Below are 19135 nucleotides of genomic sequence, written 5' to 3'. Positions count from 1 at the left end.
GCGCTTCCGGTAACCCGCAGCGGTATGAAGGACGACGCCCCGAGAACCGTCCGGCGCGAGACCGCGCTGGAGCGTGACGACCGGAACTTCGCCGAGCTGCTGCAGGAGCTGCGGGTCACCCAGACGGGGGTGCAGATCCTCTTCGCCTTCCTGCTGACCCTGGCCTTCACCAACCGCTTCGGAACGCTGGACGAGGTGCAGCGCGGCACGTACGTCGCCACGCTGCTGCTCGCGGTCGTGGCGGCGGCCCTGTTCACGGCCCCGGCGGCGCTGCACCGGACGCTGTTCCGCAGGGGCGCCAAGCGACGGGTCGTGGACGTCTCCGGGAGGCTGGCCTCGGCCGGTCTGTACGTGCTGACGATGGCGTTCACCGGGTCGGTGCTGCTCGTGGTGGACGTGGTGCTGGGCCGCGGCCCGGGCATCGCCGCGGCGACGGGCACGTTCGCTGTGTGCTGCGGGCTGTGGGGCGTCCTCCCGCGCTGGATCCGCCGCCGGATGGCCCACCCCCCGCCGACCGTGCCGCATGACGACGAGGGCTAGCGCACCGGCACGGTCCACGGCAGTGCGACCCCCACCGTCTTGCCGCCTTCCGCGGTGGGGATGACGAACACCTCGCCACCCGATTCGGCGGCCAGACAGCCGATGATGACCAGGCCCCGTCCGTTGTCCTGGTGGGGGTCGGCGGACAGCCGCTGGGGGCGGCGCGGATAACTGTCCGTGACGCCGATCTCCAGCCTCCCCTCGTGGTCGAGCTTTATGTCCACGGTGAAGGTGGGCGACTGGCCCGAAGTGTGCCGTACGGCGTTGGTGGCGAGCTCGGAGACGATGAGGCGCACGGTGTCCGCGGCCTCCTCGCCTTCCCCGAGTCCCCATTCGGCCAGCACGCATCCCACGTAGGCGCGGGCCGCGGGGACCGAGGCGGGCGCGCTCGGCAGAGTGACGGATGCTTCCTGATGGTCTGCCATGACGGCCTGTCCCTTTCCCGCCGGGGCACGGCTGCGGACGCGTTCGGGCGGCGCCGCGCAGCCTTGGGGTCCGGGTGGGCGGCCCCGGCGGCTCCGACCGTCAGACTGCCACCGATGCCCTCCGTGACGTGGGCGATCCACCAAGTTATGCATATATCTGTCGCCCGAAGCGGTGAACTCTGCTACGGAAGACCGGATTTGCCGGGCAGACTGGGCCATGGTCACGACAGGGCGGGACAAGTGCGGGACATGCGGGAGGGAGATCCCATGCGGTACGGCCCGGCGGTACGCCGCCGCAAGCTCGGCGCGGAGCTGCGCCGCCAGCGCGATCTGGCGGGGCTCACCAGTGGCGAGGCCGCGCGACGGCTGAGCTGGCACCAGTCGAAGGTGAGCCGGATCGAGACCGGGCGCAGCGGGGCGAAGCCCGCCGATGTGGCCCGGCTGCTGGATGTCTACGGGGTCACCGACCCACAGCTGCGGGCCCTGCTGGAGGCGCTGTGCGGCGGGGGCGCCTCGGATCCGGAGGGGTCGCGGCGCGGCTGGTGGTACGCGTACCGCGATCTGCTGCCGCCCGCCTACCGGGACTTCATCAGCCTGGAGGCGGAGGCGTCGGCGGCGTACACGCTGGAGACCACGGTGGTGCCGGGGCTGCTGCAGACCGCGGACTACGCGCGGACGGTGACCCGGGCGGCGCTGCCGGAGCTGCCGGAGGACCAGTTGGACACGCTGGTCGAGGTGCGGATCGCGCGCCAGTCGGTGCTGCGCGAGGACCAGCCGCTGCGGCTGCACGCGGTGCTCGACGAGGCGGTGTTACGGCGCGGAGTGGGCGACGCCGGGGTGATGCGGGCACAGCTGCGACAACTGGCCGAGCTGGCCGAATTACCGCAGGTGCGGTTGCAGGTATTGCCGTTTTCCGCCGGAATGCCCATTGGTATTACAGGTCCTTTCATTATCTTCTCTTTTACGCACATTACTGACCTCGACGTAGTAGTTCTCGACCATTTGACGAGTAGCCTCTATCTGGAGCGGAAAGAAGACCTCCGGGCGTACAGCAGCGCATTCGATGTACTGCGGGCCAACGCCCTGGCACCAGAGGAATCATTGACGTTCATCAAGAAAATCGGGGGCGGCGCCTGAGAGGGGCACCATGTCCGATCTGTCCGTCAAGTCCGCTGCCTGGCTGCGCAGCAGCTACAGCGTCGGAATGAACAACTGCGTCGAAACGGCCCGGCTGAGCCCGGGTCTGCTCGCCGTGCGGGACTCGAAGAACACCGCGGGTCCCGCCCTGCTGTTCCCCCCGTCGGCCTGGACCTCGTTCGTCGAGGACCTGTGCCACGGCGATCTCGGTGATCCCGGCTCCGGGGAGGCCTCCCGGCCGTAGCCGGAAGGCCTCCACACCGCCGGACACCGATCCGTCAGATCGATCCGTCAGGCGGCCGGTGCGGTTCCCACGATCACGTCGGCCGCCTGCTCCACCTGCTGATCCGTCAGATCCGCGCGAGCGGTGAGCCGTACCCGGGAGATGCCGTCGGGTACGGACGGGGGACGGAAGGCACCCACCACCACACCGGCCGCACGGCAGTCCGCGGCCCAGCGCACCGCCTGCTCGGGGGAGGGCGCGCGCACCGACACCACCGAGGCGTCGGGCCGCGCCGCGGTGAGCCCGGCGGCGGTCAGCCGTGCGTGCAGCCGTGCCGCGACCGTACGGGCCCGGGCGGCGCGCTCCGGCTCCCGGCGCAGCAGCCGCAGGCTCGCCAGGGCGGCGCCCACGGCGGCCGGGTTGAGGCCGGTGTCGAAGATGAACGTACGCGCGGTGTTCACCAGATGCTCGATCACCCGGGCGGACCCCAGCACCACGCCGCCCTGACTGCCCAGCGACTTCGACAAGGTGGCCGTGACCACCACGTCCGGCGCGCCCGCGAGCCCGGCGGCGTACGGGGCGCCGCGGCCGCCGTCGCCCACCACCCCCAGGCCGTGGGCGTCGTCCACCACCAGCGCCGCGCCGTGCGCCCGGCAGGCGGCGGCGAGCCCGGTCAGCGGTGCCACGTCGCCGTCCACCGAGAACACGGAGTCGGAGACGGCGAGCGCGCGCCGAGCCGGGTCCTCCTTCCGGGCCCCGTCGAGGACCTTGGCGACGGCGCCGGGGTCGGCGTGCGGGGCGACGGCGACCTCGGCGCGGGAGAGCCGGCAGCCGTCGATGAGGGAGGCGTGGTTGCCCGCGTCGGAGACGATGAGCGCGCCCCGGCCGCTCAGCGCCGAGACCGCGGCCAGGTTGGCGGCGTACCCGGAGGAGAACACCAGCGCCGCCTCGAAGCCGCAGAACGCGGCCAGCTCCGCCTCCAGCGTCGCGTGCAGTTCGGTGGACCCGGTGACCAGCCGGGAGCCGGTCGAGCCGGCGCCCCAGCGGCGTGCCGCCTCCGCCGCCGCGGCCGTCACCCCGGGGTGCCGGGCCAGGCCCAGGTAGTCGTTGCTCGCGAGGTCCAGCAGCGGGGACCCGGCGGGCCGGGGGCTGAGCACGCGATGCAGCCCGGCGCGGCCGCGCTGCTCCCGGTCGGCGTCGATCCACGCGAACGGGTCGATCGTGAACGGGTCGTCCTGGCGGTCCTGGGGCGCCTGGGGCATCGGCTTCCTCGCCTTCGTTCGGGCCTGGGCCGGGCGCGGCCGGGCGGGTGCCGGGCGCCGACTGTGGGGTCCGGATAGAAGGTAGTCGTGCCCATGCGTGGTCAGGGTGTGGCAATACACACACCCCGAACGCCGCGTCTTGTACGGTCCCTCCTTGGCCAGGAGCGGTGGGGTAAGACAGGATCTCCGCCATGGACCTGCTGAACACGCTGGTGGAAAAGGGGCTGCGGGGCGAGTCGCCGACCCGCGCAGAGGCTCTCGCGGTATTGGCGACTTCCGACGACGACGTGCTCGATGTGGTGGCCGCCGCGGGCAAGGTGCGCCGTCGCTGGTTCGGGCGGCGGGTGAAGCTCAACTACCTGGTGAACCTCAAGTCCGGGCTGTGCCCCGAGGACTGCTCGTACTGCTCGCAGCGGCTCGGCTCGACGTCCGGGATCCTCAAGTACACCTGGCTCAAGCCGGACCAGGCGGCGGCCGCGGCGGACGCCGGGGTCTCGGGCGGCGCCAAGCGGGTCTGCCTGGTCGCCAGCGGGCGCGGGCCGACGGACCGGGACGTGGACCGGGTCTCGCAGACCATCGCCGCGATCAAGTCACGACACGAGGACGTCGAGATCTGCGCCTGTCTCGGGCTGCTGTCCGACGGGCAGGCGCAGCGGCTGCGGGAGGCGGGCGCCGACGCGTACAACCACAACCTCAACACCTCCGAGGCCACGTACGGCGACATCACCACCACCCACACCTACGCCGACCGGGTCTCCACCGTGCAGCAGGCCCAGTCCGCGGGCATGTCGGCCTGCTCCGGGCTGATCGCGGGCATGGGCGAGCGTGACGAGGACCTGGTCGACGTGGTCTTCTCGCTGCGCGAGCTGAACCCGGACTCGGTGCCGGTCAACTTCCTCATCCCGATCGAGGGCACCCCGCTGGCCGGGGACTGGAACCTCACCCCGCAGCGCTGTCTGCGCATCCTCGCCATGGTGCGGTTCGTCTGCCCGGACGTGGAGGTGCGGCTCGCGGGCGGGCGCGAGATCCATCTGCGTTCCCTCCAGCCGCTGGCCCTGCACCTGGCGAACTCGATCTTCCTCGGCGACTATCTGACCACCGAGGGCCAGTCGGGCAAGGACGACCTGGCGATGATCGCCGACGCGGGCTTCGAGGTGGAGGGCACCGACACCCGGACGCTGCCCCAGCACCGCGCCGACGCCCTCGCGGCGGCCGGGGGCGGCTGCGGCTCGCACGGCGCGGAGGGCGGCGGCTGCGGCCCGTGCGGTGACGCGCCCCGGGCCGTCACGGAAACGGACGAGCCGGTGGCGGAGCCCGTCGCGGTCACGGCCGGGGAGTCGCACGCGGACCTGGTCGCGGTGCGCCGCCGGGGCGCGGGGACGGAACTGCCGCCCAATGCCTGAGCCGCTGACGCCCGACGCGCTGCTGGCGCTGGACCGGCAGCACGTCTGGCATCCGTACGGCCCGATGCCCGGCCGCACGGACCCGCTCGTCGTGGAGTCCGCGGCCGGGGTCCGGCTGCGGCTCGCCGAACCGGCCGAGGGCGTACGGGAACTGGTGGACGGGATGTCGTCGTGGTGGTCGGCCATCCACGGCTACAACCACCCGGTGCTCAACGACGCGGCGCGCGGTCAGCTCGACCGGATGAGCCATGTGATGTTCGGCGGGCTCACCCATGAGCCCGCCGTGCGGCTGGCCACCCGGCTCGTGGAGATCACGCCGGAACCGCTGCAGCACGTCTTCCTCGCCGACTCGGGCTCGGTGTCGGTCGAGGTCGCGGTCAAGATGTGCCTCCAGTACTGGCGCTCGCTCGGCCGCCCCGCCAAGCGGCGGCTGCTGACCTGGCGCGGCGGCTACCACGGCGACACCTGGCAGCCGATGGCGGTGTGCGACCCGGAGGGCGGCATGCACCGGCTGTGGTCGGGCGTCCTGCCGGAGCAGATCTTCGCGGACGCGCCGCCGCCCGGCTTCGACGCCGAGCCGGATCCGGCGTACGAGGCACATGTGCGCGAGCTGGTGGCCCGCCACGCGGACGAGGTGGCCGCGGTGATCGTGGAACCGGTGGTGCAGGGCGCGGGCGGCATGCGGTTCCACTCCCCCGCCCTGCTGCGGACGCTGCGCGAGGCGTGCGACGAGCACGACGTCCTGCTGGTGTTCGACGAGATCGCCACCGGCTTCGGACGCACCGGCACGCTCTTCGCGGCCGGGCACGCCGGGGTCAGCCCCGATGTGATGTGTGTGGGCAAGGCGCTGACCGGCGGCTATCTGACCCTGGCCGCCACCTTGTGCACCTCGCGGGTGGCGGAGGGCATCTCGCGCGGCGAGCTTCCGGTGCTCGCCCACGGCCCGACGTTCATGGGCAACCCGCTGGCCGCCGCCGTCGCGGGGGCCTCGATCGACCTGCTGCTGTCCTACGACTGGTGGCAGGAGATCAAGCGGATCGAGGCGGGGCTGCGGGAGGGGCTGGCGCCCGCCGCCGAGCTGCCCGGCGTACGGGACGTACGGGTGCTCGGCGCGATCGGCGTCGTCCAGCTCGACCACCCGCTCGACGACGCGGGCATGGCGGCGGCGTCGCGGGCGGCGGTGCGCGCGGGCGTATGGCTGCGGCCGTTCCGCGATCTGCTCTACACCATGCCGCCCTACATCACCGGCGACGACGATCTGGCCCGGATCTGCACGGCGGTACGGGCGGCGGCCGCGGCGGGCTGACGGGGCGGCGGCCGGACCACAGCGAGACACCAGCGAAAGGCAAGAAGCGACAGATGTCAGTACTGGTCGTGACCGGGACCGGCACGGAGGTCGGCAAGACCGTCACCACGGCGGCCGTCGCGGCGGCGGCGCTGGCGCGCGGCCGGTCGGTCGCCGTCCTCAAACCCGCGCAGACCGGCGTCGGTCCGGACGAGCCGGGCGATGCCGCCGAGGTGGCCCGGCTCGCCGGTGGCGTGACGTCGCGCGAACTCGCCCGCTACCCCGAGCCGCTGGCGCCCGACACCGCGGCGCGCCGCGCCGGGCGCCCCGCGGTGCGGCCGCAACGGATCGCGGAGGCGGCGGAGAAGCTGGCCGCCGAGCACGATCTGGTGCTCGTCGAGGGCGCGGGCGGCCTGCTCGTACGGTTCGACGAGACCGGCGCGACACTCGCCGACGCGGCCCGGCTGCTCGACGCCCCCGTCCTGGTCGTCGCGCACGCGGGGCTGGGCACGCTCAACGCCACGGCCCTCACGGCCGAGGCGCTGCGCTCCCGGGGCCTGCGCTTCCCCGGCGTCGTCATCGGCAGCTGGCCCGCCGACGCCGATCTCGCCTCCCGCTGCAACCGGACCGACCTGCCGCAGGCGGCGGGCGCCCCGCTGCTGGGCGCCGTACCCGAGCGGGCCGGGGCCCTTCCGCCCGCCGACTTCCGCGCGGCGGCCCCGGGGTGGCTGGCCCCGCGGCTCGACGGCGGCTGGGACGCGGAGCAGTTCATGATGGAGCACCGCACGGCTTGACGGTGGGGGCGGCATGGGCAGACTCCCGGTATCGGTACACAGCCGTCCCGCTGGAAAAGGGGTGTCACTCATGCCCGTACGCCGTCCCCGGCCCCCGTGCGAAGCCGTCCGCCATCCGCTCTTCGCCCGCTTCTACGCCAAGGTCAGCCCCTTGGCCGACGAACGGGCCGGGGTCGCCGAACTCCGCAGTGAGCTGCTGGCCGGGCTGTCCGGCCGGGTCATCGAGATCGGCGCCGGAAACGGCCTGAACTTCGCGCACTACCCGAGCGCCGTCTGCGAGGTCGTCGCCATCGAGCCCGAGCGTCATCTGCGCCGGCTGGCGGTGCGGGCGGGCCACCGGGCCGAGGTGCCGGTGGACGTGGTGCCCGGGGTCGCGGAGGCCCTCCCGGTCAAGAGCGAGGCGTTCGACGCGGCGGTGGCGTGTCTGGTGCTGTGTTCCGTACGGGACGTCCCAAGCACCCTGGCCGAACTGATGCGGGTGCTGCGGCCGGGCGGTGAGCTGCGGTTCCTGGAGCACGGGCGGGCCGAGGGGCGGGCGCTGGCGATGACACAGGGGGTGCTGGACCGGACGGTGTGGCCGCGGATGTTCGGCGGCTGCCACACGGGGCGCGAGGTGCGGGTGGAGATGGCGCGGGTGGGTTTCGAGCCCGTCACCCACCGGTCCCTGCGGCTCCCCGAACGGGGACTGCCGCTGCCCACCTCTCCCTGCACACTGGGCGTGGTGCGGCGCCCGGCGGCATAGCGCTCGCCAGGGAGTATCTCCCCTAGGGCGTGTTTCGAAAGTAGCGCCGGCCGCCCGGAGGGCGGGCCCCGCGGCGTCTGGTGCGTGCGATCGCAAGGCGGAGGGTCGTCCTCGTAGTGGGCCTACTCGGACGATCCCGACAACGCAGCGAGCGTGCGTACCAGGCGTCGCGGGGCAGGCGGGACTTTCGAAACACGCCCTAGACGCTCCAGCGGCGCAGCTCGTCCGCGATCGCGTGCACGTCCACGGCGCCGTCGTGCACCAGGCGGGCCAGATCCCGCACCCGCTCCGGCGAGATGGCCACCTTCAGCCCGCTCGCCACCAGGTACGCGTACGCGACGGCCGACGCGAACAGCGCGTTCGAGCGCTCCAGGGCCGGTACCAGGAGCAGCAGCTGCAACAGCGCGGCGGCCCGCTCCTGCGGGTCGGTGTAGATCGGGGTGCCGAATATCTCCGCCTCGTGGCGGCTCACGGCGGCCACCAGCGCACCGTAGTCGGTGACGCGCGGGTCCCCCGGGGTGTTGTGTTCGGCGATCATCAGAAGCCAGGCGAGATCGATACGCACGGTCAACGGCGCGCTTCGCCTCCGAGCTCCCGGCCGAACTCCTCGTCGAAGACGGACTGGTACTGCTTCATGAAGTCGGCGGCGGCCTCCACGAACGTATGCCCCACCTCGCCCGCGTCCTTGCGCACCAGCTCTTCGATGTAGCGGTTGACGCTCACGCCCCGCTGCAGTGCACGCTCCCGGGCCACCTCGGCGGTGGTTTCGTCGACCCGGACGTTCAGCTGTGTTTTGGCCACGCCCTCACGCTAGCGCATATTTGCTAGCAGCGCCAACCGCGCGCGAAAGCCGGGACGGTCCCTACCATCGAGAGCAAACCGTTCCGACACGGGAGGCGTTTGTGTCCACACCGGCGGCGACGAGAACAGACGGGGACGCGGAGGGCGGCGCTCGCGCGGCGGCCCGGGCCCGCGGCCTGACCAAGGCGTACGGCACCGGCGAGACCGCCGTGATCGCCCTGGACGCGGTGGACGTGGAAATCGAGCGGGGCAGGTTCACCGCGGTCATGGGACCGTCCGGTTCCGGCAAGTCCACGCTGATGCACTGTCTTGCGGGGCTGGACACGGTCTCCTCGGGCCAGGTCTGGCTGGGCGACACCGAGATCACCGGGCTCAACGACCGGCAGCTGACCCAACTGCGCCGCGACCGGATCGGCTTCATGTTCCAGTCGTTCAATCTGCTGCCCACCCTGAACGCGGCCGAGAACATCACCCTGCCCATGGACATCGCGGGCCAGAAGCCCGACCCGGAGTGGCTGGAGCGGGTCATCGACACTCTCGGGCTGCGGGACCGGCTGAAGCACCGGCCCGCCCAGCTGTCCGGCGGTCAGCAGCAGCGGGTGGCCTGCGCCCGGGCGCTGGCCTCCCGCCCCGAGCTGATCTTCGCGGACGAGCCGACCGGCAACCTGGACTCGCGGGCCGGCCTGGAGGTGCTGACCTTCCTGCGCGAGGCGGTGGACGACCTGGGCCAGACGGTGGTCATGGTGACCCATGACCCGAGCGCCGCCGCCCACTCCGACCTGGTGCTCTTCCTCGACGACGGCCGGATCGTGGACCGGATGGAGCGGCCCACGGCCGACTCGGTGCTGGGCCGCATGCAGATCTTCACCCGGGCGTACATCGCGGCGCCCGACGGCCCGGTGGCCGGCGCGGGCCGCTGAGCGCTCCAAGCTCTGCCGAGAGCACAAGGCGGCCCCCGGGAGAGCCGCTTCTCCGATAGATTCGGGACATCCCCGATCAAGGAGGGCTCATGGCAAGGCCGTTCCGTTTCGGAGTCAATCTGCTCGCGCTCGAATCGGCCCCGGCATGGCGGGAGAAGTGCCGCCGCGCCGAGCGTCTCGGCTACGACGTACTGCTGGTCCCCGACCATCTGGGCATGCCCGCGCCGTTCGCGGCCCTGGTGGCCGCCGCCGAGGCCACCGAGCGGCCACGGCTGGGCACCTTCGTCCTCAATCTCGGCTTCTGGAACCCGGCCCTGCTGGCCCGCGAGGTCGCCACCTGTGACGCGCTCACCGGGGGACGGCTCGAGCTGGGCCTGGGAGCGGGGTATGTGAAGGCCGAGCACGACAGCGCCGGGCTGCCATTCGGGTCGCCGCGCGAGCGGGTGGACCACCTGGAGCACACCGTCCGTGAGCTGGCGCGGCTGCTGACCGACCCCGAGCAGCAGCCGCGGCCCGCGCAGACGCCGCGCCCGCCGCTGCTGCTGGGCGGCAACGGCGACCGGCTGCTGCGGGTGGCCGCGCGCCACGCCGAGATCGCTGCCTTCACGGGCGCGGTCCAGGCCCCGGAGGGAGCGCCCAGCCCGATGAAGATGATCACCCCGGAGGCGCTGGACGAGCGGGTGGCGGCCTTCCGCCGCTTCGCCGCCGAGGCCGACGCCGGCACGGGGCCCCGGCCGGAGCCCCCCGAGCTGAACTATCTGATCCAGATGGTCGACACCACCGGCGACCGCCGCGTCAAGGCCCGCGAACTCCAGCCGTACGCGCCCGACGTCACCGAGGAGCAGTTGCTGGAGCACCCCGCGCTGCTGCTGGGCGCTCCCAAGGAGATGGCGGACCAGCTGCGGGCGCACCGCGAGCGCTTCGGCTTCTCGTACTTCACGGTGATGGAGCACCACATGGAGACCTTCGCACCGGTGATCGAGGAGCTGCGCGGCAGCTGAAACCCGGTCGACGCCTCGCACCGCCCGGTGGTGGGATACCGGCATGGATGATCTTCGTATACGGGCCGCCGGGCCCCCGGACGTCGACACCGTGCTCGCCTTCTGGCGCGAGGCCGCGGAGGGCACCAGCATCAGCGACGACCGGGCCGGGGTGGCCCGGCTGATAGCCCGGGACCCGGAGTCGCTGCTGCTGGCCGAGCGGGACGGGGCGCTCGCCGGGACCGTCATCGCGGGCTTCGACGGCTGGCGCTGCCATCTGTACCGGCTCGCGGTCCACCCCGCCCACCGCCGCCGGGGCGTGGCGACGGCGCTGCTCGCGGCCGCCGAGGAGCGGTTCGCGGCGCTGGGCGGGCGGCGCGGGGACGCCATGGTGCTCGACGCGAACGCGCTCGCCCACCACGCGTGGAGCGCGGCCGGTTACGCCCGGGAACCGCAGTGGAGCCGCTGGGTGAAGCCGCTCGGCCGCGCCTGACCCGGCGGTTTGCCGTGCCTTTACCATGAGAGTGCGCGGCATCTCCCGTCGCGCGCTCCTCCGGACCCTGCCGGATCATGGGACGGAGGTGAACCGATGACCGAAGTCCTCCTCCTGGTCGTGGCGCTCCTGCTGGCGCTCGCCTGCGGCGGCTTCGTGGCGGCGGAGTTCTCGCTGACCACGGTCGAGCGCGGCGAGCTGGAGCGGGCCGTGGAGCGCGGCGAGCGCGGTGCGGAGAGCGCCCTGAAGGCCGTGCGCGGCCTGACGTACCAGCTCTCGGGCGCCCAGCTGGGCATCACCGTCACCAACCTGGTCGTGGGCATGCTCGCCGAGCCGTCGATCGCCGTACTGCTGGGCGGGCCGCTCACCGCGATCGGGGTGCCCCGCTCCGCCGTCCACTCGGCGGCCCTGGTCATCGGCACCGCCCTGTCGACGGTGGTGATGATGGTGGTCGGCGAGCTGGTCCCCAAGAACTGGGCGATCTCCCGCCCGCTGCCGGTCGCCCGGGCCGTCGCCACCCCCCAGCGCGTCTTCAGCGCTGCCTTCCGCCCGCTCATCGCCCACCTCGACAACACCGCCAACCGCATGGTGCGCCGGATGGGCCTGGAGCCCGCCGAGGAGCTGGCCTCGACGCGCGGCCCGCAGGAGCTGATCGCGCTCGCCCGGCACTCCGCGAAGGAGGGCGCGCTGGAGGAGGACACCGCGGAGCTGTTCGTCCGCACCCTCAATCTGAGCGAGCTGACCGCGCAGAACGTGATGACGCCCCGGGTGCAGGTGATCGCGCTGGACGTACGGGCCACCGCCGAGGACGTCGCCAACGCGACCCGCGCCACCGGGCTGTCCCGCTTCCCCGTCCACCGCGACAGCCTGGACGCGGTGGCGGGCGTCGTCCACATCAAGGACGTCCTCACCGTCCCCGCCGAGGCGCGGCCGCGCCATCCGGTGTCCGAGCTGATGCACGAGGCGCTGCTGGTCCCCGAGTCGCTCACGGTGGACCGGCTGCTGGACCGGCTCTCGGCCAACCGCAGCATGGCCGTGGTCATCGACGAGTACGGCGGCACGGCCGGGGTCGTCACCCTGGAGGACATCGTCGAGGAGGTGGTCGGCGAGGTACGCGACGAGCACGATCCGCACGAGACCCCCGATCTGGCCCCGGCCGGCGAGGACGCGGAGGGCCGGGCGGTGTACGACGCGGACGGCGCCGCCCGGGTCGATCAGCTGGAGCAGATCGGGCTGCGGGTGCCCCCGGGTCCGTACGAGACGCTGGCCGGGCTGATCGCGGCCGAGCTGGGCCGTATCCCGGCCGTGGGCGACACGGTCCAAAGGGAGGGCTGGCGGGTGGAGGTGGTGAACGCGGCGGGCCACCGCGCCGCCCGGGTCCGGCTGCACGCCCCGCTCCCCCACGGCCACGACCACGGCCACGGCCACGGCCGGAGGCAGGACCACGGCGGGACGGGCCCATGACCGCCGTCCAGCTGCTGATCGGCCTGCTGACGCTGGTCGCGAACGCCTTCTTCGTGGGCGCCGAGTTCGCCCTGATCGCGGTGCGGCGCAGCCAGATCGAACCGTACGCCGAGCGGGGCGACCGCCGGGCGCGGGCCGTGCTGTGGGGGCTCGAACACGTCTCCGCGCTGCTGGCCGCGGCCCAGCTCGGCATCACGCTGTGCACGCTGGTGCTGGGCGCCGTCGCGGAACCGGCCATCGCGCATCTGCTGGAGCCGCTGTTCCACGCGGCCGGGCTGCCGCTCGGGCTGGTCCATCCCGTCTCGTTCGTGATCGCGCTGAGCCTGGCGACCTATCTGCACATGCTGGTCGGCGAGATGGTGCCGAAGAACGTGGCGCTGGCCGAGCCGGTGCGCACCGCGCTGCTGCTCGGACCGCCGCTGGTGGGGCTGGCGCGGGCGCTGCGCCCGGTCATCTTCGCGGTCAACACGTTCGCGGGCGGTCTGCTGAAGCTGATGCGGGTCGAGCCCCGGGGCCAGGTGGCGGCCACCTTCTCGGATGACGAACTGGCGCGCATGGTCGCGGATTCCAGTGAGGCCGGACTGCTGGACGACCGCGGTGCCGAGCGGCTGCGGGACGCGCTGGAGCTGGGCCGGCGGCCGGTGCGGGACGTGGTGCTGCCCATGGACCGGGTGGTCTCGGCGCGGATCGGGGTCACCCCCGAGGAACTGGAGCGAAAGTCGGCCGAAACCGGTTTCTCCCGCTTCCCCGTGATCGACGAATCCGGGCGGATCCTGGGCTATCTGCATGTGAAGGACGCGCTGGACGCCCATCCGCGCGACGTTCCGTTCCGCCCCGATCAGCTGCGGCCGGTCGCCCGGGTGCGGTCCCAGACGCCGCTGGACGACGTGCTGACCGCGATGCGCGACAGCGGTACCCATCTCGCGCCCGTCATCGACGCGGAGGGGCGGCTGGCGGGGCTGGTCACGATGGAGGACGTGCTGCGCCTGCTGGTGGCGTGACGGCGGGTGTGACGTGACGGCGAGCGCGGCGTGACGTGACGGCGAGCCGGTCCGTCACTGGTCCCGTCTGGACTCATGGGCGATGATGCACGCCTGCCAGTGCGCCAGCGCCTCCTCCCGTCCGCCGCCGCCCTCCTCGGCCACGGCCAGCAGCGCGTCGGCGGCCATCGCGGCGAGCCGGACGGCGACCCGGCACACATCGCGCGTCTCCAGCGGCTCCAGCAGGGCCGCCGCGCCCTCACCGTCGTCGGCGAGGGCGGCGGCGACGATCGCCATCGTCGTACGGTCGCATTCAAAGGCATCCACGCGGACCAGACTGCCCTACTCCGCGCCGTACGGAACCCCGCTCCGCCCAACCGAGCGACCCGTTTGCCTCCGCGCGCCGTCCCCGCCGCGGATTCCCGGCCATCGGCGCGCGGGGCGCTCAGGGCCGGCCGCCGGGCCGTGCGCCTGCCGGGTCGTAGCGGAAGACGACGTATTCGACGTGCCCGAGCACCTTCGTGCGGTCGGTCCGCCGGTACAGCTCGGGCGGCCGGAAGATGTTGTCGTCGTAGATGTCCGCCCCGGGTTCGAGGTTCCAGCTCGCCGTCGTCCCGTTCCGGGCACCGCCCTCGAAATAGATGTGGGTCATCGCCATGCGGCTCATGATGCGCGCGCCTCCGCCTCCGCGCAGCCCGCGTGCACCGGATAAGATCGCCCGAGCCATGCAGACGAACCCCACCTATACGAGCTTTGTCGCGGTCGGCGACTCCTTCACCGAGGGCATGTCCGACGCGCTCCCGGACGGCGGCTACCGCGGCTGGGCGGATCTGCTCGCCGCCCGGCTGGCGGCCCGCACCCCCGGTTTCCGGTACGCCAATCTCGCGGTGCGCGGAAAGCTGATCGGCCAGATCGTGGACGAGCAGACGGGCCCGGCGGCCGCGATGGGCGCGGACCTGGTGACGCTGGTCGGCGGAGGGAACGACGTCCTGCGGCCGAAATGCGACGTGGGACGCGTGTGCGGGCTGCTGGAGGAGGCGGCCGGCCGGCTCGCGCCCAGCTGCAGGCAACTGGTGCTGATGCGCAGCCCCGGGCGGCGCGGCCCGGTGTTCGAGAGGTTCCTGCCGCGGATGGAGCGGCTGTTCTCCTTCGTGGACGAGCTGGCCGTCCGGCATGACGCGCTCGTCGTGGACCTGTACGCCTCCGAGGCGGTCGGCGATCCCCGGATGTGGGCGGAGGACCGGCTCCATCTGAACGCCGAGGGGCACCGGCGGGTCGCCGAGGCCGTCTGGCAGGCGCTGGGCCACGAGCCGGAGGAGGACTGGGACGCGGCCCTGCCGCCCGCGGTCCGCCCCGGCTGGGTGGCCCGCCGCACCTCCGACGCCCGGTTCGCCCGCGAGCACCTCGGGCCGTGGATCGCCCGGCGGCTGACGGGCCGTTCCTCGGGCGACGGCCGGGCGCCGAAGCGCGCCGAACTGCTGCCTTACGAGGGCTGACCGGACCAGGCCGGTGGGCACCGGCCTGGCCTGGAAATACGGCCGGTAGACTCCGTCCACGTGACTGGTAAGCCGCGCATTCCGAACGTCCTGGCCGGCCGCTACGCCTCCGCGGAGCTGGCCGTCCTGTGGTCCCCCGAGTACAAGGTGACGCTGGAGCGGCGGCTGTGGCTCGCCGTACTGCGTGCCCAGAAGGACCTGGGCATCGAGGTGCCGGACGCCGCCCTCGCCGACTACGAGCGGGTCCTGGAGGATGTCGACCTGGCCTCGATCGCCGAGCGCGAGAAGGTCACCCGGCACGATGTGAAGGCCCGCATCGAGGAGTTCAACGCCCTCGCCGGTCATGAGCACGTCCACAAGGGCATGACGTCCCGCGATCTGACCGAGAACGTCGAGCAGCTGCAGATCCGGCTCTCCCTGGAGCTGGTGCGGGACCGTACGGTCGCCGTGCTGGCCCGGCTCGGCAAGCTGGCCGCCGACCACGCCGAGCTGGTGATGGCGGGCCGCTCGCACAACGTCGCCGCGCAGGCCACCACGCTCGGCAAGCGCTTCGCCACCGCGGCGGACGAGCTGCTGGTCGCCCACGGGCGGCTGGAGGAGCTGCTGGGCCGGTACCCGCTGCGCGGCATCAAGGGCCCGGTCGGCACCGCGCAGGACATGCTGGACCTGCTGGGCGGCGACGCGCGCAAGCTGGCCGAGCTGGAGCGGCGGATCGCCGGTCACCTGGGCTTCGCGCAGGCGTTCACCTCGGTCGGCCAGGTCTACCCGCGCTCGCTGGACTACGAGGTCGTCACCGCCCTGGTGCAGCTGGCCGCGGCCCCGTCCTCGCTGGCCAAGACGATCCGGCTGATGGCCGGGCACGAGCTGGTGACCGAGGGCTTCAAGCCGGGCCAGGTCGGCTCGTCCGCGATGCCGCACAAGATGAACACCCGCTCCTGCGAGCGCGTCAACGGCCTCGCCGTGATCCTGCGCGGCTACGCCTCGATGACCGGCGAGCTGGCCGGCGACCAGTGGAACGAGGGCGACGTGTCCTGCTCGGTGGTGCGCCGGGTCGCGCTGCCGGACGCGTTCTTCGCCTTCGACGGGCTGCTGGAGACCTTCCTGACCGTGCTCGACGAGTTCGGCGCCTTCCCCGCCGTCGTCGCCCGCGAGCTGGACCGCTACCTGCCCTTCCTCGCCACCACCAAGGTGCTGATGGGCGCCGTGCGGGCCGGGGTGGGCCGCGAGATCGCCCATGAGGCGATCAAGGAGCACGCGGTCGCCGCCGCCCTCGCGATGCGCGAACAGGGCGCCGAGCGCAACGAACTGCTCGACTCCCTCGCCGCCGACGAGCGGATCCCGCTGGACCGGGCGGGGCTGGAGGCGCTGATGGCCGACAAGCTGTCCTTCACGGGCGCCGCCGCCGACCAGGTCGGCACGGTGGTCGGCCGGATCGAGGAGATCGTCAAGCAGCACCCCGAGGCCGCCGCGTACGCGCCGGGCTCGATCCTCTGAGGGGGTGTCTTGTCGATCAGGCCGGATCAGCGAGCGGCGTCTGGTGCGGTGGCTCGCAACCCGCGTGAGGAGAGCGCAGCGGCGCTGCGTGCGACGAGCGCGGGGCCGCGAGGTGCCGTGCCGGGCGTCGGGAGCCCGGCATGATCGACAAGACACCCCCTGGACGCCGCCCGTGACCCCCGAAGAGCTGGAGGCCGCCCGCGACCGCATCGTCCCCGATGTGGTCGGGGACGGTCTGCGGGTCCTCTTCTGCGGCATCAACCCCGGGCTGATGACCGCCGCCACCGGTCACCACTTCGCCCGCCCCGGCAACCGCTTCTGGCCCGTCCTGCACGCCTCGGGATTCACCCCGCGGCGGCTGCACCCCTCCGAGCAGGGCGAACTGCCGTCCTACGGGCTGGGCATCACCAATGTGGTCGCCCGGGCCAGCGCGCGTGCCGACGAGCTGACCGACGAGGAATACCGGGAGGGCGGCCAGATCCTGGAGGAGAAGGTCCGCCGCCTGCGGCCACGCTGGCTCGCGGTGGCGGGGGTCACCGCCTACCGGGTCGCGTTCGGCGACAAGCGGGCGAAGATCGGCCCGCAGGAACGGACCATAGGCGACACCCGTATCTGGGCCCTGCCCAACCCCAGCGGGCTCAACGCGCACTGGACGGCGGCGGCCATGGCGGAGGAGTTCGCCCGGCTGCGCGCCGCCGCCTACGCGGAAGGGACGGAGAGCGGCTAGCCGGTGGATACCCCGGCCAGCACCTGGGGCACACACCCGGCAGGCCATGACCACGTCGTGAACCAACTCCTGGAGGCGGGAGCAGACCCCGGACAACCGATCGGCGAGTTCCGCGAGACGCTGCCACTGCTGTTCGCAGCCTCCCGGAGCACACGCACCTGGTGCGCATGCTCCTCGACGCGAAGCTGATCCCGAGGGGCGCGGCGGCCAAGCGGGAGCCACCCCTCTCATGATGGCCGTCGGCCAGGGATACACGAGCATCGTGGCGATGCTGATCGACGGTGGCCCTGTTCTCCCCCTGTCCGGGCGGAATTCACCCTTCCCCTATCGCCACCACCAGCTGGAAGGGCAGTTCGCGGTCGCCCTGGCCCACGCCCAGCCCGATCCAGCGCCCCTCCACACGCCAGATGTGCAGCTCCGGTACGTAACCGCACAGCGTGTCCAGGGGCGGCGGGACCGGCTCGCCCGTCGCCGAGCGCTCCAGGGCGTCGCTGAGGTCGAGGACCTCGGGGGCGCCCCACCGTAACGTCAGCACCTGGACGAGGACGGCCAGCTCGGCCTCGAACTCCTCCAGCACCTCCTCGACCCGGGCCAGGTCCGCGTCCCAGAAGTCCTCGCTCACCCGGAGGTCGGCGACATGGCACCCCGGACCGCCCCGGCGCTGCGCGGGGAAGTCCCGGGTGCGCAGGTCCTCGATCGCGGCCAGGTGGTCCGCTGTACTGGTCATGATGTCAGTGAACAACCAGGGTCCGACATCTGGATACCCGTCAGGGGATCGGTCGCCGGCGGGCGTACGCGCCGGCCAGGGCGGTGAACGACTCCTTGGGCTCCCAGTGCCAGGGCGAGTCCGGATCCGCCGGACGGTCCCGGACCACTTTCACCAGACTGTAACTGGCCATGTCCAGGTCGAGTCGCCGCTCGCGGCGGTGGGGGGCGTCGGGCGTGACGAAGGTGTAGGCCATGGCCGCGTACAGGTTCATCGACTCGAACACGTCGAGTACGCCGGTCAGATACGCGGCCTGGGTGCGCTCGCTGCGCACCAGCCCCTTCCTCACCCGCGGTGGTGTCGTGGTGTAGTCGACGACGTCCCAGGCCATGCCGCCCAGGCGCGGTGCGCCCTCGAAGGTGCAGGAGCCGAACTCGGTGACCGCCAGCGGCTTGCCGTGGCGCTGGTACGCGCTCAGTGCGCGGACGTGTCCGCAGCGGTGCGGGAACCAGCCGTAGTAGTCGACGCACACCAGGTCGAACAGGCCCCAGTCCACGTCCTCGTCCTGTGCGGCCCCGTACGACAGGGGCCCGTGGAAGACCGAGCGGCCGACGGCGGCGGCCCGCGCGGTGAAGCGGCGCAGCCGGCGGGCCGTCGTGACCGGGTCGTAGTTGCCCTTGAGCAGGTTGTCGATGCGTTCGGCCGCGGTGGCGCCGGGCACGATGCCGGGTACGAACAGCAGGAACTCACACCCCACGTTGAGGTGTACGCGGACTCCCTGGCGGCGCAGCCGTTCGGCGAACCGTCCGGTCTCGGCGAGGTGGTCGAGGATGTCCCGGGCGGGTACGTCGCCGAGGGTCGGCTCCAGCCATACGTGCAGCCCCCTCTCGGCCGCCTCGGCCGCGGTGCGGGTGAGGCGTTCGACGCCGTCGCCGGTGATCTTCACCGTGTCGGCGTGGAGCTGGTGGCGGATGGCCCGCAGATCGGCCCGGGTACGTTCCGGGTTCCACGCCGTGGCGGGCGTTTCGCCCTCCCCCACCTCGTAGACGACCCCGCGGTAGCGCACCCCGCCCGGCCCCGCGTCCCGCGCCCGTCCTTGAGGGGCCGGGTGGCGCCCGGCCGCGGCGGCGTGCCCGGCGGGCAGTGCCGTGCCGACGGCGACGGCCCCCGCGAGCCGCAGAAACCTCACCCTGCTGATCTGGGCTGCGTCCATGTCATCTCTCCCGTCCGTCCGGATGGATGGAAGCAGCCTGCCGGGCCGCC

22 protein-coding genes and 1 pseudogene are annotated in these 19135 nt (G+C 72.8%); 15 read left to right on the top strand and 8 right to left on the bottom strand.

The genetic code is table 11. The annotated features are described in order from the left end of the window. Positions 1 to 24 precede the first annotated feature (24 nt). Positions 25 to 540, top strand: a complete 516-nt coding sequence (locus ASC60_RS16270) for a DUF6328 family protein (RefSeq protein ID WP_055551467.1) — start codon at positions 25 to 27, stop codon at positions 538 to 540. Here the strand turns inward: ASC60_RS16270 and ASC60_RS16265 are convergent. Beyond that, positions 537 to 965, bottom strand: coding sequence for an ATP-binding protein (locus ASC60_RS16265; protein WP_055551465.1), 429 nt, complete (start codon positions 963 to 965; stop codon positions 537 to 539). The genes ASC60_RS16270 and ASC60_RS16265 overlap by 4 nt on opposite strands. Positions 966 to 1232: 267 nt before the next feature. Here ASC60_RS16265 and ASC60_RS16260 point away from each other — a divergent pair, with 267 nt between their 5' ends. Next, a complete protein-coding gene (locus ASC60_RS16260) occupies positions 1233 to 2102 on the top strand; it encodes a helix-turn-helix transcriptional regulator (RefSeq protein ID WP_055551463.1) in 870 nt (289 codons plus the stop codon). 10 nt (positions 2103 to 2112) lie between these two features. Next, complete coding sequence (locus ASC60_RS16255) at positions 2113 to 2346, top strand: DUF397 domain-containing protein (protein ID WP_055551461.1); 234 nt, start codon at positions 2113 to 2115, stop codon at positions 2344 to 2346. A gap of 47 nt (positions 2347 to 2393) precedes the next feature. Here ASC60_RS16255 and ASC60_RS16250 read toward each other — a convergent pair whose 3' ends face one another. Then, positions 2394 to 3587, bottom strand: coding sequence for an 8-amino-7-oxononanoate synthase (locus tag ASC60_RS16250; RefSeq protein WP_055551459.1), 1194 nt, complete (start codon positions 3585 to 3587; stop codon positions 2394 to 2396). 191 nt (positions 3588 to 3778) lie between these two features. Here ASC60_RS16250 and bioB point away from each other — a divergent pair, with 191 nt between their 5' ends. The 4 genes from bioB to ASC60_RS16230 all read left to right on the top strand — a co-directional run bounded on the left by bioB (position 3779) and on the right by ASC60_RS16230 (position 7811). After that, positions 3779 to 4990, top strand: coding sequence for a biotin synthase BioB (bioB, locus tag ASC60_RS16245; RefSeq protein WP_055551457.1), 1212 nt, complete (start codon positions 3779 to 3781; stop codon positions 4988 to 4990). Beyond that, complete coding sequence (locus ASC60_RS16240; protein WP_055551455.1) at positions 4983 to 6296, top strand: adenosylmethionine--8-amino-7-oxononanoate transaminase; 1314 nt, start codon at positions 4983 to 4985, stop codon at positions 6294 to 6296. Before bioB ends, ASC60_RS16240 begins: the two co-directional genes overlap by 8 nt. Positions 6297 to 6349: 53 nt before the next feature. Then, complete coding sequence (gene bioD, locus ASC60_RS16235) at positions 6350 to 7069, top strand: dethiobiotin synthase (RefSeq protein ID WP_055551453.1); 720 nt, start codon at positions 6350 to 6352, stop codon at positions 7067 to 7069. A 70-nt stretch (positions 7070 to 7139) separates the two neighbouring features. Then, complete coding sequence (locus ASC60_RS16230) at positions 7140 to 7811, top strand: class I SAM-dependent methyltransferase (protein WP_055551451.1); 672 nt, start codon at positions 7140 to 7142, stop codon at positions 7809 to 7811. A 199-nt stretch (positions 7812 to 8010) separates the two neighbouring features. Here the strand turns inward: ASC60_RS16230 and ASC60_RS16225 are convergent, their stop codons facing one another. Continuing rightward, positions 8011 to 8382, bottom strand: a complete 372-nt coding sequence (locus tag ASC60_RS16225) for a hypothetical protein (RefSeq protein WP_055551449.1) — start codon at positions 8380 to 8382, stop codon at positions 8011 to 8013. After that, positions 8379 to 8612: an antitoxin gene (locus ASC60_RS16220; protein WP_055551448.1), complete on the bottom strand. Its 234-nt coding sequence runs from the start codon at positions 8610 to 8612 to the stop codon at positions 8379 to 8381. The genes ASC60_RS16225 and ASC60_RS16220 overlap by 4 nt, the downstream gene beginning before the upstream one ends. Positions 8613 to 8713: 101 nt before the next feature. Between ASC60_RS16220 and ASC60_RS16215 the strand changes: the two genes are divergently transcribed. The 5 genes and pseudogenes from ASC60_RS16215 to ASC60_RS16195 all read left to right on the top strand — a co-directional run bounded on the left by ASC60_RS16215 (position 8714) and on the right by ASC60_RS16195 (position 13470). Beyond that, positions 8714 to 9532, top strand: coding sequence for an ABC transporter ATP-binding protein (locus ASC60_RS16215; protein WP_055551446.1), 819 nt, complete (start codon positions 8714 to 8716; stop codon positions 9530 to 9532). An 89-nt stretch (positions 9533 to 9621) separates the two neighbouring features. Then, entirely contained in the window at positions 9622 to 10533 is a 912-nt protein-coding gene (locus ASC60_RS16210; protein ID WP_055551444.1) for an LLM class F420-dependent oxidoreductase, read from the top strand. Positions 10534 to 10561: 28 nt separating this feature from the next. After that, positions 10562 to 11005 (top strand): annotated as a pseudogene (locus ASC60_RS16205) (GNAT family N-acetyltransferase); the annotation flags it as partial. A gap of 96 nt (positions 11006 to 11101) precedes the next feature. Beyond that, the gene (locus ASC60_RS16200) at positions 11102 to 12469 is read left to right on the top strand and encodes a hemolysin family protein (protein ID WP_055551440.1); all 1368 of its coding nucleotides are present in this window, start codon (positions 11102 to 11104) and stop codon (positions 12467 to 12469) included. Continuing rightward, positions 12466 to 13470 (top strand): hemolysin family protein, encoded by a 1005-nt coding sequence (locus ASC60_RS16195; protein ID WP_055551439.1) that lies wholly within the window; start codon positions 12466 to 12468, stop codon positions 13468 to 13470. Before ASC60_RS16200 ends, ASC60_RS16195 begins: the two co-directional genes overlap by 4 nt. Positions 13471 to 13524: 54 nt before the next feature. Here the strand turns inward: ASC60_RS16195 and ASC60_RS16190 are convergent, their stop codons facing one another. Both ASC60_RS16190 and ASC60_RS16185 read right to left on the bottom strand, forming a co-directional pair. Beyond that, positions 13525 to 13746 (bottom strand): hypothetical protein, encoded by a 222-nt coding sequence (locus ASC60_RS16190; RefSeq protein WP_039936516.1) that lies wholly within the window; start codon positions 13744 to 13746, stop codon positions 13525 to 13527. A 148-nt stretch (positions 13747 to 13894) separates the two neighbouring features. After that, the gene (locus tag ASC60_RS16185) at positions 13895 to 14107 is read right to left on the bottom strand and encodes a hypothetical protein (RefSeq protein ID WP_234356965.1); all 213 of its coding nucleotides are present in this window, start codon (positions 14105 to 14107) and stop codon (positions 13895 to 13897) included. 67 nt (positions 14108 to 14174) lie between these two features. On the opposite strand from ASC60_RS16185, the gene ASC60_RS16180 reads away from it, so the two are divergent. The 3 genes from ASC60_RS16180 (at position 14175) to mug (ending at position 17166) form a co-directional block, all read left to right on the top strand. Further along, on the top strand, positions 14175 to 14945 hold the full coding sequence (locus tag ASC60_RS16180) for an SGNH/GDSL hydrolase family protein (protein WP_055551437.1): 771 nt from the start codon (positions 14175 to 14177) through the stop codon (positions 14943 to 14945). A 60-nt stretch (positions 14946 to 15005) separates the two neighbouring features. Further along, the gene (purB, locus tag ASC60_RS16175) at positions 15006 to 16439 is read left to right on the top strand and encodes an adenylosuccinate lyase (RefSeq protein ID WP_055551435.1); all 1434 of its coding nucleotides are present in this window, start codon (positions 15006 to 15008) and stop codon (positions 16437 to 16439) included. 172 nt (positions 16440 to 16611) lie between these two features. Further along, entirely contained in the window at positions 16612 to 17166 is a 555-nt protein-coding gene (gene mug / locus ASC60_RS16170) for a G/U mismatch-specific DNA glycosylase (protein WP_055551434.1), read from the top strand. Between the two features lie 313 nt (positions 17167 to 17479). On the opposite strand, the gene ASC60_RS16165 is transcribed toward mug, so the two are convergent. Together ASC60_RS16165 and ASC60_RS16160 are read right to left on the bottom strand one after the other, a co-directional pair. Continuing rightward, entirely contained in the window at positions 17480 to 17893 is a 414-nt protein-coding gene (locus ASC60_RS16165) for a hypothetical protein (protein WP_055551432.1), read from the bottom strand. A gap of 40 nt (positions 17894 to 17933) precedes the next feature. After that, positions 17934 to 19085, bottom strand: coding sequence for a hypothetical protein (locus tag ASC60_RS16160; protein ID WP_055551430.1), 1152 nt, complete (start codon positions 19083 to 19085; stop codon positions 17934 to 17936). Positions 19086 to 19135: the final 50 nt, after the last annotated feature.

Origin of the sequence: Streptomyces sp. NBRC 110028, from assembly GCF_001417735.1 — a bacterium.
Lineage (GTDB): Bacteria > Actinomycetota > Actinomycetes > Streptomycetales > Streptomycetaceae > Streptomyces.
This window is presented reverse-complemented; position numbering and strand designations above follow the sequence as displayed.